The following is a 14,884-nucleotide window of genomic DNA, read 5'->3' as shown; positions in this document are numbered from 1 at the left end:
AAAAAGTGTGTTTTTTTTCTGAATTTTAAATGTATTTTTGTCGCAATTCTATATCATCATGAATGTTAAGCATTATTTAGACTCGACCTACTTAAAAACTGCCTCGCAAGCCAGACTTTCGGATGCAGAAAATACTATTGTGGTTAAGAATGCAATTCAGGAAGCGATTGTTGAAGGTTTTAAATTGATAATGATCCGTCCTGAGCATGTAGTTTTGGCTAAGGAAATGATTGTAAAAGCCAATTCAACGTTATTAGTTGGCACGGTAATCGATTTTCCGGAAGGGAAAGAAAATCTGGAAACTAAAATTAAAGAAGCCAATAAAGCCATCGAAGATGGTGCAGACGATCTTGATTTTGTGTGCAACTATGAAGCTTTTAAAAACGGAGAAACTGATTTAGTAAAACAGGAAATCTTAATAGGAACCCAAATTGGCTTAGCAAACAATAAGACAGTAAAATGGATTATTGAAGTTGCGGCTTTAAACGATAAAGAAATTATTCAGCTTTCGGCTTTGATAAAAAATGTTGTCATATCTCATTTCAAAGAAGATGATTATGCTTCGGTTTTTGTGAAATCGTCAACCGGTTTTTATAAAACCCGGGATAATTTGCCCAACGGAGCGACAGTTCCTACTATTATAATGATGTTAGAAAATGCATCGCCTTTGTCAATAAAAGCTGCCGGAGGAGTTCGGTCTTATGACGATGCGATAGAAATGATTCGTTTAGGAGTTAAACGTATCGGAACTTCGGCTGCAAAAGCAATTGCAAACGGAGAAAATACCACAAATCAATATTAAATGAAAACCTACATTTACGTAAATAAGATTTTCTTATCTTTTATTTTGATGTTCTCTGCTTTATCTGCTTTTTCACAAGAGAATAATTCCTCTTCGGTTAAACAAGGTTTTACATCAGAACAATTTCCTGTTTTTGCAAATTGCGAAAATCTGCAGTCAAAAAAACTGGAGAATTGTTTTTATAAAGAAGTTCAGGATTTTGTATTTCAAAACTTTGAAGTTCCTGAAAATTTAAAACAAACAAATTATAAAGGCGAAGTAAAAGTGCTTTTTGAAGTAGATGCCAATGGAGAGTTTAAAGTCATTTATGTGAATGCTGCAAATGATGCATTATCAGAAGAAGCGAAACGTGTTTTTGAAAAATTTCCTAAAATAAAACCGTCAACCTATAACGGCAAGCCAACCTATTCAAAATATACAATTTCGATTGATGTGCCATTAAAAAGTGCTGATCAGATTGCTGCAGAAGCTTTGGCAGCAGCCCAAATTTTAAAACCAGTCGAAAAACCAATGACAGAACTCGATAGTATTGTATATAAAAAATACAATAATCCAGAGTTCGAAAGCCATTTGAATATCCCGTTTTCACATAGTTATTATGCGCAATTTGATGGCGCCATGAATCAGGTTGGGAGTAATAATCACACCGCATCAAAACCGTATACCTATGCTGAGGTTTCTAAGTATTACAACTTAAAAGCAGTAAACGAATCACTTCAAAAAAATGTTTCAACTTGGTTAGGAAGAAAATTCTGGAATGAAAATCTGGTTCAGATTCAGGGCGAAGATTATTGGCTGTCCTTAAATCCTATTCTTGATTTGCAATTGGGTAAAGCTTCAGATCTGGATGCTTCGTACACCTATGTAAATACACGAGCCTTAAATTTTAGGGGAGGTTTAGGAAAGAACCTTAATTTTACAACAACCGTTTTTGAAAGTCAGGGAAGATTTGCGGGTTATTATAATGATTATGCCGAAACGCTAAAACCTTCAGGAGGAAATCCGGCCATTATTCCGGGTATGGGAATTGCAAAAAGATTTAAAACTGATGCTTACGATTTTCCTTTAGCAGAAGCTAATATTACTTTTGCTCCAAGTAAGTTTTTTGATTTTCAGTTAGGATACGGAAGAAATTTTATAGGAGACGGATATCGTTCTTTGTTTGAAAGTGACGGTGCAAGTCCATATCCTTATTTTAAAATCAATACCAATTTCTGGAAAATAAAATATACCAACACCTATATGTGGCTTAAGGATGTTCGTCCTGATGTTACATTAGAAAAAACGTATGCGACAAAATTCATGGCGAATCATTATTTAAGCTGGAATGTGTCGAACAAACTGAATTTAGGATTTTTTGAATCTGTAGTCTGGACAGATACTAATAACAGAGGTTTTGATATTAATTTCGTGAACCCGATTATTTTTTATCGTTCAGTAGAATTTTCATCATCTTCAAGAAGCGGAAATGCACTTTTGGGAATGTCAGGAAAATACAAATGGAACAACAATGTAAACTTATATGCCCAGTTTTTATTGGATGAATTTTCAGTAGGAGATATGGCAGGCGGAGAAAACAGCTGGAAAAATAAATTTGGATATCAGTTAGGGGCAAAATACTTCAATGCTTTTAAGATAAAAGATTTGTTGCTGCAATTAGAGTACAATCATGTACGTCCTTATGTGTATTCGCATAGTGCTGTAATTACCAATTACGGACATAACAATCAAAGTATCGGGCATCAATGGGGCGGTAATTTTGAAGAGTTTGTTGCAATTGGACGTTATCATAAAGGACGTTATTATGCTGATGCTAAATTTACGGTTGGTAAAAGAGGTTTAGATTTTGATAGCGCCGAAGACAGCTATAATTACGGAGGGAATATTTATAAAAGTTACGATGTAGACCGACCTTATGATAAAGGTGTAAAAGTAGGGCAGGGAAACAAAACAAATGTTTTTATTGCCGATATTCAGGGAGGTTATGTGGTAAACCCAATGACAAATTTAAAGTTTTTTGGAAGCTTTCTGTATAGAAATTTTGATCCAACTCAGGAAACAGCAACTACTTTTAAGCAAAGTACTACCTGGTTTACCGTCGGATTGCGTTCTGATATCTTTAATTGGTATTTTGATTACTAGTTTTTAATAAGATTTTTCGAAATAATTGTGTTAAAGATTTGCAAGTCCTTATTCTGTAAAGGTTTTATTGAAAAAAATCTAATTTTATAGGTCAGTATTCTACAATCTAATTTGTACATTTGCACCACTCAAAAAAAACATACAAACAAATACCGTATTGAACGCTACTAAAAATACATTTTCAATCAAATCAATATTTAACGATTTCAAAGAGATTACCAAGGCTGGTTTAGCGATCAGTGTATTATTCTCTTCGATTGCCGGATATTTGTTAGGTGTTAATGATGAGCATCCTTTTAAATGGAGTGTTTTACTGGTTTTGATGATTGGTGGATATTGCATGGTTGGGGCTTCGAATGCTTTTAATCAGGTAATCGAAAAAGATATCGATTCATTAATGGATCGTACTAAAAATCGTCCGGTTCCTTCAGGACGTATGTCACCAAAAATGGCTTTGTTTGTAGCGAGTTTGCTAACCATTATTGGTATTGCATTATTGTATACCATCAATGCAAAGTCGGCAATGTTTGCTGCGATTTCAATATTTTTATATACCAGTGTTTATACACCTTTAAAAACAGTAACTTCGTTATCGGTTTTTGTGGGTGCTTTTCCGGGTGCAATTCCGTTTATGTTAGGCTGGGTTGCGGCAACAGGAGAATTTGGTATCGAGGCGGGAACACTTTTTTTAATTCAGTTCTTCTGGCAGTTCCCCCATTTTTGGGCTATTGGCTGGTTTTTATATGAAGATTATGAAAAGGCCGGGATATTTATGCTGCCAACGGGTAGAAAGGACAGAAAGACAGCTTTGCAGATTATTTTATATACAGTTTGGCTTATTATAGCATCATTGCTGCCTTCTTTAGGATTTACAGGACAATTATTTATATCGCCAATTGCAGCAATATTAGTGTTTTTATTGGGTTTATGGGTGTTGTTTTATGCAGTGCGTTTGTACAAGTTGCGAACTGCAAAAGCGGCAAGAACATTAATGCTGGTAAGCGTTTCGTATATTTCGTTACTGCAAATTGTATTTATAGTAGATAAATTTTTAAGATAGTTATGGAAATGACAATGACAATGACAACAGGTGAAGAGCAATTAAGAAAAGCGAAATCAGCAAAACTGATTTTGTTATTTGCAATGGTGAGCATGACAATGATGTTTGCCGGACTTACAAGCGCATTTGTGGTAAGTAAATCCAGAGCCGACTGGTTGAAGAATTTCGAATTACCAACGGCATTTTATTATAGTACTGCAGTAATTATTGGCTGCAGTGTTTCTTTTTATCTGGCAAAAAAAGCCATTCAAAAAGATAATAGAGGTGCAACTACAGTATTACTTTTGGGGACATTGGCTTTAGGGGTTTTATTTGTAGTTTTACAGTTTGTAGGTTTTGGACAAATCGTAAAAAGCGGTTATTATTTTACTGGAGAAGGTAGTTCGATTACTACAACTTTTCTTTATGTAGTTACTGTAACACACCTATTACACTTGGCTGGAGGTTTGATTTCACTTTTAATTATAATTTATAATCATTTTAAACAAAAATACAATTCGACTCAAACTCTTGGTATAGAACTAGGTGCGATGTATTGGCACTTTTTGGATTTATTATGGGTATATTTATTTTTATTTTTATATTTCTTTAAATAAGAAAAAAACGTAAATTTGGGAACTTTTTAACGAATATCTTTTATGGAAGCGACAGTTACTACTGCAAACAACGAAAAAAATTGGGGAGGCGGGCATGAGATCCAGCCATTAGGAGCAAGTTATGGTAAAATGATGATGTGGTTTTTTATCGTATCAGATGCCTTGACGTTCTCTGGATTTTTAGCAGCATATGGTTTTTCTCGATTTAAATTTATCGAAACCTGGCCTTTGGCGGATGAAGTGTTTACTCACTTCCCATTTATGCACGGTGTTTCGGCTCCAATGTATTATGTGGCCTTAATGACTTTTATTTTGATTTTCTCATCTGTAACAATGGTTTTGGCTGTTGATGCAGGTCACCAATTGAAAAAAACAAAAGTCGCAATCTATATGTTCTTAACTATTATTGGAGGTATGATTTTCGTAGGTTCTCAAGCTTGGGAATGGAAAAACTTCATTAAAGGAGAATATGGTGCTGTTGAAACAGTAGGAGGAAGCTTATTGCAGTTCGTTGATAAAGATGGTAAAAGAGTTGCTCTTGCAGATTTTGCTGTAACATTGCCAAATCAACCAGAAGCACTTACCAGAGCGAAATCAACATGGTTTATGGAAAGTGCTGAGACAGTACCAACCTATTCAGTAGCTGATATTCAGGCTGGTTTTAAAGCACATCCTGAATTATTAATCAGAACAGAGCATCTTACTGAAAAAAAGAAAAAAACAGTTTTGTCAAGAGCAGAATCTGAAGAGCGTTTAGCTGCTGCAAAATATGTTGTAGAAGGAGCGAACTTGACAAGGAATGAATACGGAAGTAAATTATTTGCTGATTTCTTTTTCTTTATTACAGGATTCCACGGTTTCCACGTAATTTCAGGTATCATCATTAATATCATTATTTTCTTTAATGTATTATTAGGTACTTACGAAAAAAGAAGAAGCTACGAAATGGTAGAGAAAGTTGGTTTATACTGGCACTTTGTCGATTTAGTTTGGGTATTTGTATTTACAGTTTTCTACTTAGTTTAATTTTAGATTTTAATTATTATGTCACACGAACACGTATCAAATACAAAAAGAATCTGGTTTGTTTTTGGATTACTATCAGCAGTAACTACAGTAGAAGTTATCCTTGGTATTATTAAACCAGCATCATTAGAATTTACTCATTTTTTAGGCTTGAATTTGTTAAACTGGATATTTTATATCCTGACAATATTCAAAGCATATTATATAGTATGGGCATTTATGCACATGGAAGGTGAAAAAAGCAGCCTTAGATGGTCAGTTGTTTCACCAGTTATTTTCCTAGTTTTATATTTATTGTTTATTCTGTTGACAGAAGGACATTATATTTATGGGGTTTTTAAAGATTCTACTATTAAATGGAATTTTTAACATGATATTAATTCGAAAAGAGTCCCGATAACATCGGGATTTTTTTATTTTTGTACCTCAATAACTTCCGGTAATAAAATGAAAAAAAATATAGTTCTCTTTGTCCTTTTTGTTTTGCCAATTGTAGCCTATTTGTTTTTTGCTTCAGGTGTAAATAGCTTTACTAAACTTCCAATAATAACTCCTAAAATTGCCGACTTTGGTAATTGGAAATCCCTTAAAGGAGAAAAAGTAACCTTAGATAATAAAATTACAATTCTTGGTTTTTCAGGAAATGAGATTTTAAAAAACAGAGGTAACTTTTTCAATTTAAACGAAAAAATTTATCAACGTTACAATGGTTTCAAAGATTTACAATTTGTAGTGGTTTGCCCTTTGGGGACAGAGAAAGATGCAGAGAAAATTGTAGAATCATTAGGAGCTTTTACTGACGTTTCGGGCTGGCATTTTGTTTTTGCTTCTCCTGAAGAGATTAAAGTGTATTATGATCAATTGCACCTAAAAGGAAAGTTAGATCAAAACCTTGGTACTTCAAATGTTTATATTGTAGATAAAGAACGAAATTTAAGAGGACGAAAAGATAAAGAAGAATATAAGGAAGGTTATAATACTTTTCATCCTTCAGAGTTGAGCAATGAAATGCTTGACGATTTCAAAATTATTCTATACGAATATCGTGCAGCTCTAAAAAAGAACCACAACGCAACAAAAGAACTTTAATCTTTATATCATGTTTAAAAATAAATCATATATCGGAATTTCGTTTATTATTTTAATTTTCGGAATTTATGCCGTACCTAAAATTGTTGAAAGAATATCAAATGGCGAAGTTGTAAAAGGCAATCGTTTAGATAACGTGGGATTAAAAAATTCTAAGGCTGATGCGAAGCTGATTACAATTGGACCGGCACCTAAATTTGAATTAACGAATCAGGATAACATTAAAGTTTCAAACGACACCTACAAAGGTAAAGTTTACGTTCTGGAGTTTTTCTTTACTACATGCCCGTCAATTTGTCCAAAGATGAATTTAAGCATGTTGGAGATCGAGAAAACTTTCTTTGGGAATCCAAACTTCGGGATCGTGTCGATAACTATAGATCCTAATCATGATACACCAAAGGTTCTAAAAGATCATACAAAACTATTGGGAGTAAAATCTTCTAACTGGAATTTTCTAACAGGTGATAAAGCTACTATTATGGATTTATCAAATAAAGGTTTTAATCTTTATGCCGGCGAGAATGAAAAAGTAAGCGGTGGTTTCGAGCATTCAGGTTTATTTGCATTGATTGATAAAGATGGAAATATTCGTTGCAGAAAAGATGAATTTGGAAACCCAAACATCTATTACGACGGACTGGATAAAAAAGGAGTTAGAGATATTCAGGAAGATATTAAAATATTATTAGCAGAATAAAGATGGAAGATCATTCATTAGAAAAAAAATATAGCAAACTTATTGTTGCAGTTTCAATTATTATTCCGGTTGTAGTGGCTATTTTGTTCGGAGTTAAATTAAAAGATTTCGGTGTTAATGTAGAGCCGCTTTCATTTTTACCTCCAATTTATGCAACAACAAATGGTATTACGGCGATTGTTTTAGTTTGGGCCGTAATCGCTATTAAAAACGGGAAACAAAAGCTTCACGAACGTTTAATGACTTTTGCTATTGCATTATCAGTGGTGTTTTTAGTCATGTACGTAGCGTATCATATGACTGCTGATTCTACCAAATTTGGTGGCGAAGGTGCAATACGATATATTTATTTCTTTATTTTAGTAACACATATATTGTTGTCTATTGCAATTATACCTCTTGTATTAATAACCTATGTGAGAGCTCTTGCAAAACGTTTTGACAGACACAGAAAAATAGCTAAAATAACATTTCCGCTTTGGTTGTACGTTGCAGTTACAGGTGTAGTGGTTTACTTAATGATTTCTCCTTATTATGTTTAAAATGGAAAATAGAATAAAGAATAAAGAAAACAGAAAGGCTGATAGAAATAGATTTATGAATTTTTTCTCAACGAAAATATTCTATATTCTATTCTCTTTTTTCTTTTCTCTTGCAGCTAACGCTCAATGTGCAATGTGTCGCGCTGCACTTGCAGGAGATTCGAATACTAAGAAAGCTGAAGCTGTAAATAACGGAATTGTTTATTTGATGGTGATTCCTTATTTATTGGTCGTTGTAATTGGAGTTCTTGTTTATAGAATGTACAAATCGAAAACAAAAAAAGTTTAGTTTGTATCTTCATTTTCAGTTGAATCGCAATAGTCATTATAATAATAAATCATCTTAGGAATGTTTTTTTTATTGAATTGACCATTGTTGATTTTTTCGATTACTTTTTCGCAATCTGAAAAATATATTTTTGCACGAAATTTAAAACTAAAAGTAATGTCAGTGGCAAATTCTGCATTTTTTCGTTGTACATAATACTTCTCTTTTAACTCCTCAGATGTAGTTCTGGTCATCGGCATTGTCGCTATTGGTAAGGAGAGTCCGTTGCTTCCGAATGCTAATCTAGAATCCCCGTTGCTTTTGTATATTAACTTAGAATCTTTGTATAAGGTTATGTTTCCTTCCTCGATAACTTCCATTAATTTTGGATCTTTATTTTTTTCAAATTTAACGTATACGTACTTTTCAGAATAACCGTATCCCGAAAAAAGTAATCCTTTAGCAATGTCATGACTCCATTTGCTGGGTTTATCTTCTTCTTTTACTTTGAAATAAATGGTGTTGCCTTTAATTTCTCCAAAACCTTTAACAGAAGTACTATCGTTAAAAATAATGGTAGCTTCTCTATAATCCTGGCTAAATGCGGTATTGATAAAAAATAGAAATAATAGCTGAAATAGTGGTTTCATTCAGATCAAGGTTTGTTTTGTTGCTAATATTATTTCAATCCATCAACAGAAACATTTACCGTTCCGTTAATTTTTATAAAAGCGATAATTGCCTGATTGGTCAGCTGGATTTTATCAAACTGAATATCTTCCATTTTTCCATTCACAAAAACACCAGGCATTGGCGAATAGTTTTTAAGATAATTGGCCATGGTCTTTTTACCTTCTTCTAAATTGGGCTGAATCGAGTAACGGCAGCTTTCTTCCATTTTTCTTAATATATAACCCTGGCCCAACCAGCTTGCGGTTCTCATTAATTTGCTTTTTGTGTCTAAAACATAATCGAGGTTTTCAAAATAAATTTCTTTTGTTTGAGGGTTGTATTGTGGAACTCCGTTTAAGTAAAGTGTTCCGTTTATTGATCCTAAAACATCAAGCGCAATAACCATTTTACCATTTTTGTGCCAGATCGAAACATTTTTTACAGTAATTTTTTTTCCGCCGGAACCAAATTCCTGACCTGCAAAATTTTTGGTCATGATCTTTGAAGCATCCATATAAGTTGAAATAGCGGCGATATTCGCCGAAATTTGATTTGGAATTTTTGTGACTGGCTTCAATACAATTTTACTGGCACTGTATCTGGATTCAGGTTGTTTCCCTACGATAGTTTCCATATTGCATTTCATTCCCATGTCTAGTAGAAACAAATCGTTCTTAAGTTTGGCATTGGTAGAATAGACTTCAATAGGAACAATTCTTAGCCAGCTCTCATAAGTATCACTCATCTGGAATGGCGTACAGATTTTTTCTAATGCCGTTAAAACATTTGGTTTAAAATCCATCGACTGTTCGATCGCTTCATCAATTTTCTTTTCAATTTTAGACTTAAAAATAGAAATTGCGGGATTTACTAAATAAGTGATTGGCATACTTTTTCCAAATACCATCATTGTAGGGCTTTCATTCCAGTCTAAAGATTTGAATTCGGTTTTTGTATTTAATTTCCAGTTCGTTAAAGCTACTTCGCTGGATAAAGTGATTACTCCGTTTAAGTTAAATTCTCTAATGTCGTAAAGTTCTACTCCAAGTTTTTTTGTGCCTATTCTATATTTGATAGTGGCTTTTAGAGGTAGAATTGTTTTTATTTTTTTGTTCGGGTTTGCAGGATCGTTCTGAATTTTTATTGGAGCCTGTTTCCAGATCTTCATTTCGATATCATCATCTTCGATATTATTGTCTTCATAAATTAAACCATTCAATAAAGAATTGGTTTGATTTTGAATGTCGCTCAGTTTTACTGTGATAGGCAAATTGATAAACGAAGGATTCGCATCGTAAACTAACGGACTTGCATCATCCGGTTCTGGTTTTAGGGTTTCTAGTTTTTGAGTTGTAGAACAACTGGTAGCAACGGTAAGTACCGTAAATAGAGAGATAATTGAAAAAAACTTCATCGTTAAGATTTTTTTAAGTGATGCAAAATTAAGAAAACAATTATATTATCTTAAAAAAGTGTAACAATAGATAGAGAATTGAGTCTTATTGTAATAACTAAACGGAATTATTAACGTTTCATTATCATAAATTACTTAATAAAAATGTTATTATTGTTTTAAAATTTAACAATACCATGATCGAAATCAAAGATTTGCATAAGTCCTATAAAATGGGAAATTCAGAGTTACATGTGTTAAAAGGCATTAATTTTAATATCGAAGAAGGAGAATTAGTGGCGATTATGGGATCGTCAGGATCTGGAAAATCTACGCTCTTAAATATTTTAGGAATTCTTGATGAAGCAGATTCGGGTAGTTATATTTTAGACAAGACTCCAATTAAAAATCTAAACGAAACAATAGCGTCCAGATATCGAAATAAATTTTTAGGGTTTGTATTTCAGTCATTCAATTTAATAAATTATAAAACAGCACTTGACAACGTGGCGATGCCTTTGTATTATCAGGGTATAAAGCGAAAAGAACGTTACGAGATTGCAATGAAATATTTAGAGAAAGTAGGCTTAGGCTCGCATTCACATCATTTACCAAATGAACTTTCAGGAGGTCAAAAACAGCGTGTTGCAATAGCCAGGGCATTAGCTTCAAACCCGAAAGTTTTATTGGCCGATGAGCCAACAGGAGCTTTGGATACAAAAACTTCTTATGAGGTTATGGAACTTATTCAGGGAATTAATGATGAAGGAAAAACAATTCTAATCGTTACACACGAACCTGATATTGCTGCAATGTGCAAAAGAAATGTGGTCCTGAAAGATGGATTAATTATCGATGATAAAAAAGTAGAACAAGTTAGAGCGTCATCTTATGTTTAATATTGAACGTTGGCAAGAAATCTTTGAAGCAATCTCTAAGAACCGTTTGAGAACATTTCTTACCGGAGTTTCTGTAGCTTCGGGAATTTTTATTTTGGTGATTTTGCTTGGTGCAGGTAAAGGACTTCAGAACGGAATTCAAAAACAATTCGAACAAGATGCTGTCGGAATTATTGTAGTTTGGTCCGGTACGACAACAAAACCGTATAAGGGATTAAATCCGGGAAGACAAATTCAATTTAGAAATGGGGATTATAACGCATCTGTACAGAAATTTGAAGATAAATTAGACTTAAGATCTGCCAGCTATAATTTCTGGGGAGGTGCTTTTTCGTACGGTAAAGAATCAGGTAGTTATCAGTATAAAGGAGTTGATCCGGATTTTTCAGGTGTAGAGAATCTTACTGTTGTTCAGGGGCGATTTATAAATAGCAGTGATCTTGCCAATAACGAGAAAGTAGCTGCTATTGGAATGAAAGTAAAAACAGATTTATTTAAAGACAGTGATCCTTTAGGTAAAGAAATTTTAATAAATAATGTCAATTTTAAAGTCGTAGGGGTTTTTACAGATCCGGGAGGTGAAAGAGAAGAAGCGAGAGCTTATTTGCCAAAGACCACTGTACAAAGAGCATTTGGAGGCGGAGATAAAATAAGTAATTTATTTTTCACCTTAAAAAAGACAGATAATTATGATCAGGCACTGGCGCAATCTCAAAAATTCACTCAGGATTTAAAGGATCTGCTTAAGAGTAGAAATACGGTAGCTCCTAATGATGATAGTGGTGTTGGTATTTTTAATTCTGTAGAAGAGGGAAAGAAGTTTTATGATTTAAACCTTTACATCAGATTATTTTTCTGGTGGGTAGGTATTTGTACTATTATTGCCGGAGTTGTAGGAGTAAGTAATATCATGCTTATTATAGTCAAAGAAAGAACTAAAGAAATTGGGATTAGAAAGGCTTTAGGGGCATCTCCATTTTCTATTATCTCTATGATACTCCACGAATCTATTTTTATTACCACTATTGCCGGTTTTGTTGGATTGTTGGCAAGTTTATTATTGTTAGAAATTGTAGGGCCGATGGTTCAAAGTGAATATTTTAGAAATCCTGAAGTCGATTTCAGTCTAGCCTTAACTACATTGGCATTGCTTGTCTTTGCAGGTGCAATGGCCGGATTTTTCCCGGCATACAGAGCAGCCAAAATAAAACCTATTGTAGCACTTAGAGACGAATAATTATGTTTAAGAAAGATAATTGGGACGAAATTTTACAGGCCTTAACAGCCAACGTTTTCAGAACGGTCCTAACTGCATTTGGAGTATTTTGGGGAATATTTATTTTGGTAATATTACTTGCAGCGGGAAAAGGTCTCGAAAATGGAGTAAAAAAAGGTTTTGACGGAATAGCGACTAATACTATGTTTATGTGGAGTCAAACCACATCAAAAGCCTATAAAGGTTTGCCTAAAACACGTCGTTATGATTTTAGAAATAGTGATGTTGCAAAGCTAAAAGCGGCTTTCCCTGATTTGTTGTACGTTTCGCCCAGAAATCAGTTGGGAGATTCTGGTAACGGAACCAATAATGTGGTACGTGGTACAAAAACTTCTGCTTTTTCTGTTTACGGAGATTATCCGGAATTGATCAAACAACAGCCAATGGATATCATAAAAGGGCGTTTTGTAAATCAACAAGATATCGAACAGAGAAGAAAGGTAGCGGTGATTGGAAAAGGAGTTATTAGTGAACTTTATGGAAAAGAAGAAGATGCTGTTGGGACTTACCTGAAAATAAACGGAATCAATTTTATGGTAGTGGGAGTTTATAATTCTAAGCAAACCGGTGGAAATGCAGAGGAAGAACAAAAGAATATATTTGTTCCCTTTACTACTTTTCAGCAAGCTTTTAATTATGGTGACAAAGTAGGATGGATGGCTCTTACCGCACGAGATGAAGTTTCTATTACAGATTTAAAACCAAAAATTTTAGAACAAATAAAAGCGCTTCATTCTGTACATCCAAAGGATGATCGCGCAGTTGGAAATTTTGATTTATACGAACAATTTGGTAAAGTGCAAAGTTTGTTTGATATCTTAAAAATCATTGCTTATTTTGTAGGATCTTTAGTGCTTATTTCCGGAGTAATCGGAATCTCCAATATTATGCTGATTGTAGTTAAAGAACGTACTAAAGAAATAGGAATTCGAAGAGCATTAGGAGCAACGCCCGGAGCAATTCGGGGCCAGATTTTATCAGAATCTATATTTTTAACCATTATCTCAGGTATGTTTGGCGTTGCTGTAGCAACCGGGGTGATTGCACTGCTAAATATGGCATTAGAGTCGATGCCGCCGGGAAGTAATACTATGTTTGCTAATCCAAGTGTAGATTTAAGAGTTGTATTTGTTGCTTTATTAATATTAGTAGGATCAGGTTTGCTGGCAGGATTTATTCCGGCGCAAACCGCAATTAATGTAAAGCCTGTAGACGCTTTACGAACAGAATAAATTATCAATCAAAATATAATCGATTAAACCAAAAACAAAATGAAAAAAGGAGTAACCGTAACCATTTTAATCTTTATTGCTATAGTTTTCTTTGGCGCACTTTACTATTTGTATGCCAAAAACCAACAATCTCCAATTGTTTTTCAAACTGAAAAAGCAGAGGTTAAAACGATCGTAAAAACGGCAATTGCAACCGGTAACATTCAGCCAGATGAAGAAGTTCTAATCAAACCAAACATCTCAGGTATTATAGAAGAAGTGTATATCAAAGCGGGAGAGAAAATCAAAGCGGGAGATATGATTGCCAAAATTAGAGTGGTAGCTAACGTATCGAATGTTAGTAATACTCAAAATCAGGTACAAACAGCTAAAATTGCTTTAGACAATCAGGAAAAAATCTATAAAAGACAAAAAACATTGTTTGATAAAGATGTAATTTCTGCAAATGATTTTGATGCAGCACAATTGGCCTATACGCAGGCTAAACAAAATTATCTGGCTGCAAAACAAAGCCTGGATATTGTAAAAACAGGAACAACCACATCATTAGGTAATTATGCCAATACCCTAATTCGTTCAACAGTAACAGGAATGGTTTTAGCGGTTCCGGTAAAAGTAGGAAATCAGGTTATTGAAAGTAATAATTTTAATGAAGGAACTACAATTGCAAGTGTTGCCGATGTTGGAAGAATGATTTTTATTGGAAAAATTGACGAATCTGAAGTAGGTAAAATCAAAGAACAAATGCCAATTGAAATTACAGTTGGAGCTATCGAAAACAAAAAATTCGAAGCGTCTTTAACGGATATTGCTCCAAAAGGAGTAGTAGAAAACGGAGCGATTCAGTTTGAAATAAAAGCCAAATTAGAAAATAGAGATGCGACCTTTATCAGAGCTGGTTTAAGTGCAAATGCGTCTATCATTTTAGAGAAGGCTGATAAAGTACTGGCTGTTAAAGAATCATTGGTGCAATTTGATAAAAAAACACAAAAACCATATGTTGAGGTAGAAACGGCTCCTCAAAAATTTAAAAGGCAAGATCTCGTTTTAGGAGTTAGCGACGGAATTTATGTTCAGGTGAAAAGTGGACTTAAAAACACGGATAAAATTAAAATCTGGAATCAGGGTTTAATTAATGAAGGAGAGAAAAAATAATTTGAAAGTATAAAAAGAGTTTTTGGTTTTAA

At 33.8% G+C, this 14,884-nt stretch carries 16 protein-coding genes; 14 read left to right on the top strand and 2 right to left on the bottom strand.

Going from position 1 to position 14,884, the window contains the following annotated elements:
• Positions 1-58 precede the first annotated feature (58 nt).
• The 10 genes from deoC to GIY83_RS16520 all read left to right on the top strand — a co-directional run bounded on the left by deoC (position 59) and on the right by GIY83_RS16520 (position 8,246).
• Complete coding sequence (gene deoC, locus GIY83_RS16565; RefSeq protein ID WP_208682546.1) at positions 59-802, top strand: deoxyribose-phosphate aldolase; 744 nt, start codon at positions 59-61, stop codon at positions 800-802.
• On the top strand, positions 803-2,944 hold the full coding sequence (locus GIY83_RS16560; RefSeq protein WP_208682544.1) for an energy transducer TonB: 2,142 nt from the start codon (positions 803-805) through the stop codon (positions 2,942-2,944).
• A 157-nt stretch (positions 2,945-3,101) separates the two neighbouring features.
• Entirely contained in the window at positions 3,102-4,004 is a 903-nt protein-coding gene (gene cyoE, locus GIY83_RS16555) for a heme o synthase (RefSeq protein WP_208682542.1), read from the top strand.
• A gap of 8 nt (positions 4,005-4,012) precedes the next feature.
• A complete protein-coding gene (locus tag GIY83_RS16550; RefSeq protein WP_208682541.1) occupies positions 4,013-4,600 on the top strand; it encodes a cytochrome c oxidase subunit 3 in 588 nt (195 codons plus the stop codon).
• 42 nt (positions 4,601-4,642) lie between these two features.
• A complete protein-coding gene (locus GIY83_RS16545; RefSeq protein WP_194618045.1) occupies positions 4,643-5,626 on the top strand; it encodes a cytochrome c oxidase subunit 3 in 984 nt (327 codons plus the stop codon).
• A gap of 18 nt (positions 5,627-5,644) precedes the next feature.
• Complete coding sequence (locus GIY83_RS16540; protein WP_065452042.1) at positions 5,645-5,995, top strand: cytochrome C oxidase subunit IV family protein; 351 nt, start codon at positions 5,645-5,647, stop codon at positions 5,993-5,995.
• Between the two features lie 78 nt (positions 5,996-6,073).
• Positions 6,074-6,715, top strand: coding sequence for a hypothetical protein (locus GIY83_RS16535; RefSeq protein WP_194618046.1), 642 nt, complete (start codon positions 6,074-6,076; stop codon positions 6,713-6,715).
• A gap of 10 nt (positions 6,716-6,725) precedes the next feature.
• A complete protein-coding gene (locus GIY83_RS16530) occupies positions 6,726-7,415 on the top strand; it encodes an SCO family protein (protein WP_208682540.1) in 690 nt (229 codons plus the stop codon).
• Positions 7,416-7,417: 2 nt separating this feature from the next.
• On the top strand, positions 7,418-7,957 hold the full coding sequence (locus GIY83_RS16525; RefSeq protein ID WP_208682539.1) for a DUF420 domain-containing protein: 540 nt from the start codon (positions 7,418-7,420) through the stop codon (positions 7,955-7,957).
• On the top strand, positions 7,950-8,246 hold the full coding sequence (locus tag GIY83_RS16520) for a hypothetical protein (RefSeq protein ID WP_194618049.1): 297 nt from the start codon (positions 7,950-7,952) through the stop codon (positions 8,244-8,246). The genes GIY83_RS16525 and GIY83_RS16520 overlap by 8 nt, the downstream gene beginning before the upstream one ends.
• On the opposite strand, the gene GIY83_RS16515 is transcribed toward GIY83_RS16520, so the two are convergent.
• On the bottom strand, positions 8,243-8,875 hold the full coding sequence (locus tag GIY83_RS16515) for a hypothetical protein (protein WP_194618050.1): 633 nt from the start codon (positions 8,873-8,875) through the stop codon (positions 8,243-8,245). The genes GIY83_RS16520 and GIY83_RS16515 overlap by 4 nt on opposite strands.
• Positions 8,876-8,904: 29 nt before the next feature.
• On the bottom strand, positions 8,905-10,311 hold the full coding sequence (locus GIY83_RS16510) for a DUF4403 family protein (RefSeq protein WP_194618051.1): 1,407 nt from the start codon (positions 10,309-10,311) through the stop codon (positions 8,905-8,907).
• A 176-nt stretch (positions 10,312-10,487) separates the two neighbouring features.
• On the opposite strand from GIY83_RS16510, the gene GIY83_RS16505 reads away from it, so the two are divergent.
• Genes GIY83_RS16505 through GIY83_RS16490 form a run of 4 tightly spaced genes read left to right on the top strand, consistent with a single transcriptional unit; the run spans position 10,488 to position 14,852 of the window.
• Positions 10,488-11,189 (top strand): ABC transporter ATP-binding protein, encoded by a 702-nt coding sequence (locus GIY83_RS16505; RefSeq protein WP_194618052.1) that lies wholly within the window; start codon positions 10,488-10,490, stop codon positions 11,187-11,189.
• Positions 11,182-12,426: an ABC transporter permease gene (locus GIY83_RS16500; RefSeq protein WP_208682538.1), complete on the top strand. Its 1,245-nt coding sequence runs from the start codon at positions 11,182-11,184 to the stop codon at positions 12,424-12,426. The genes GIY83_RS16505 and GIY83_RS16500 overlap by 8 nt, the downstream gene beginning before the upstream one ends.
• A 2-nt stretch (positions 12,427-12,428) precedes the next feature.
• The gene (locus GIY83_RS16495) at positions 12,429-13,697 is read left to right on the top strand and encodes an ABC transporter permease (protein WP_194618054.1); all 1,269 of its coding nucleotides are present in this window, start codon (positions 12,429-12,431) and stop codon (positions 13,695-13,697) included.
• 39 nt (positions 13,698-13,736) lie between these two features.
• Positions 13,737-14,852, top strand: coding sequence for an efflux RND transporter periplasmic adaptor subunit (locus GIY83_RS16490; protein WP_194618055.1), 1,116 nt, complete (start codon positions 13,737-13,739; stop codon positions 14,850-14,852).
• Positions 14,853-14,884: the final 32 nt, after the last annotated feature.

This window comes from Flavobacterium sp. SLB02 (assembly GCF_009664855.1).
Taxonomy (GTDB): domain Bacteria; phylum Bacteroidota; class Bacteroidia; order Flavobacteriales; family Flavobacteriaceae; genus Flavobacterium.
Note: the sequence above shows the minus strand (reverse complement) of the source record. Positions and strands in the feature narration are given on the sequence as shown.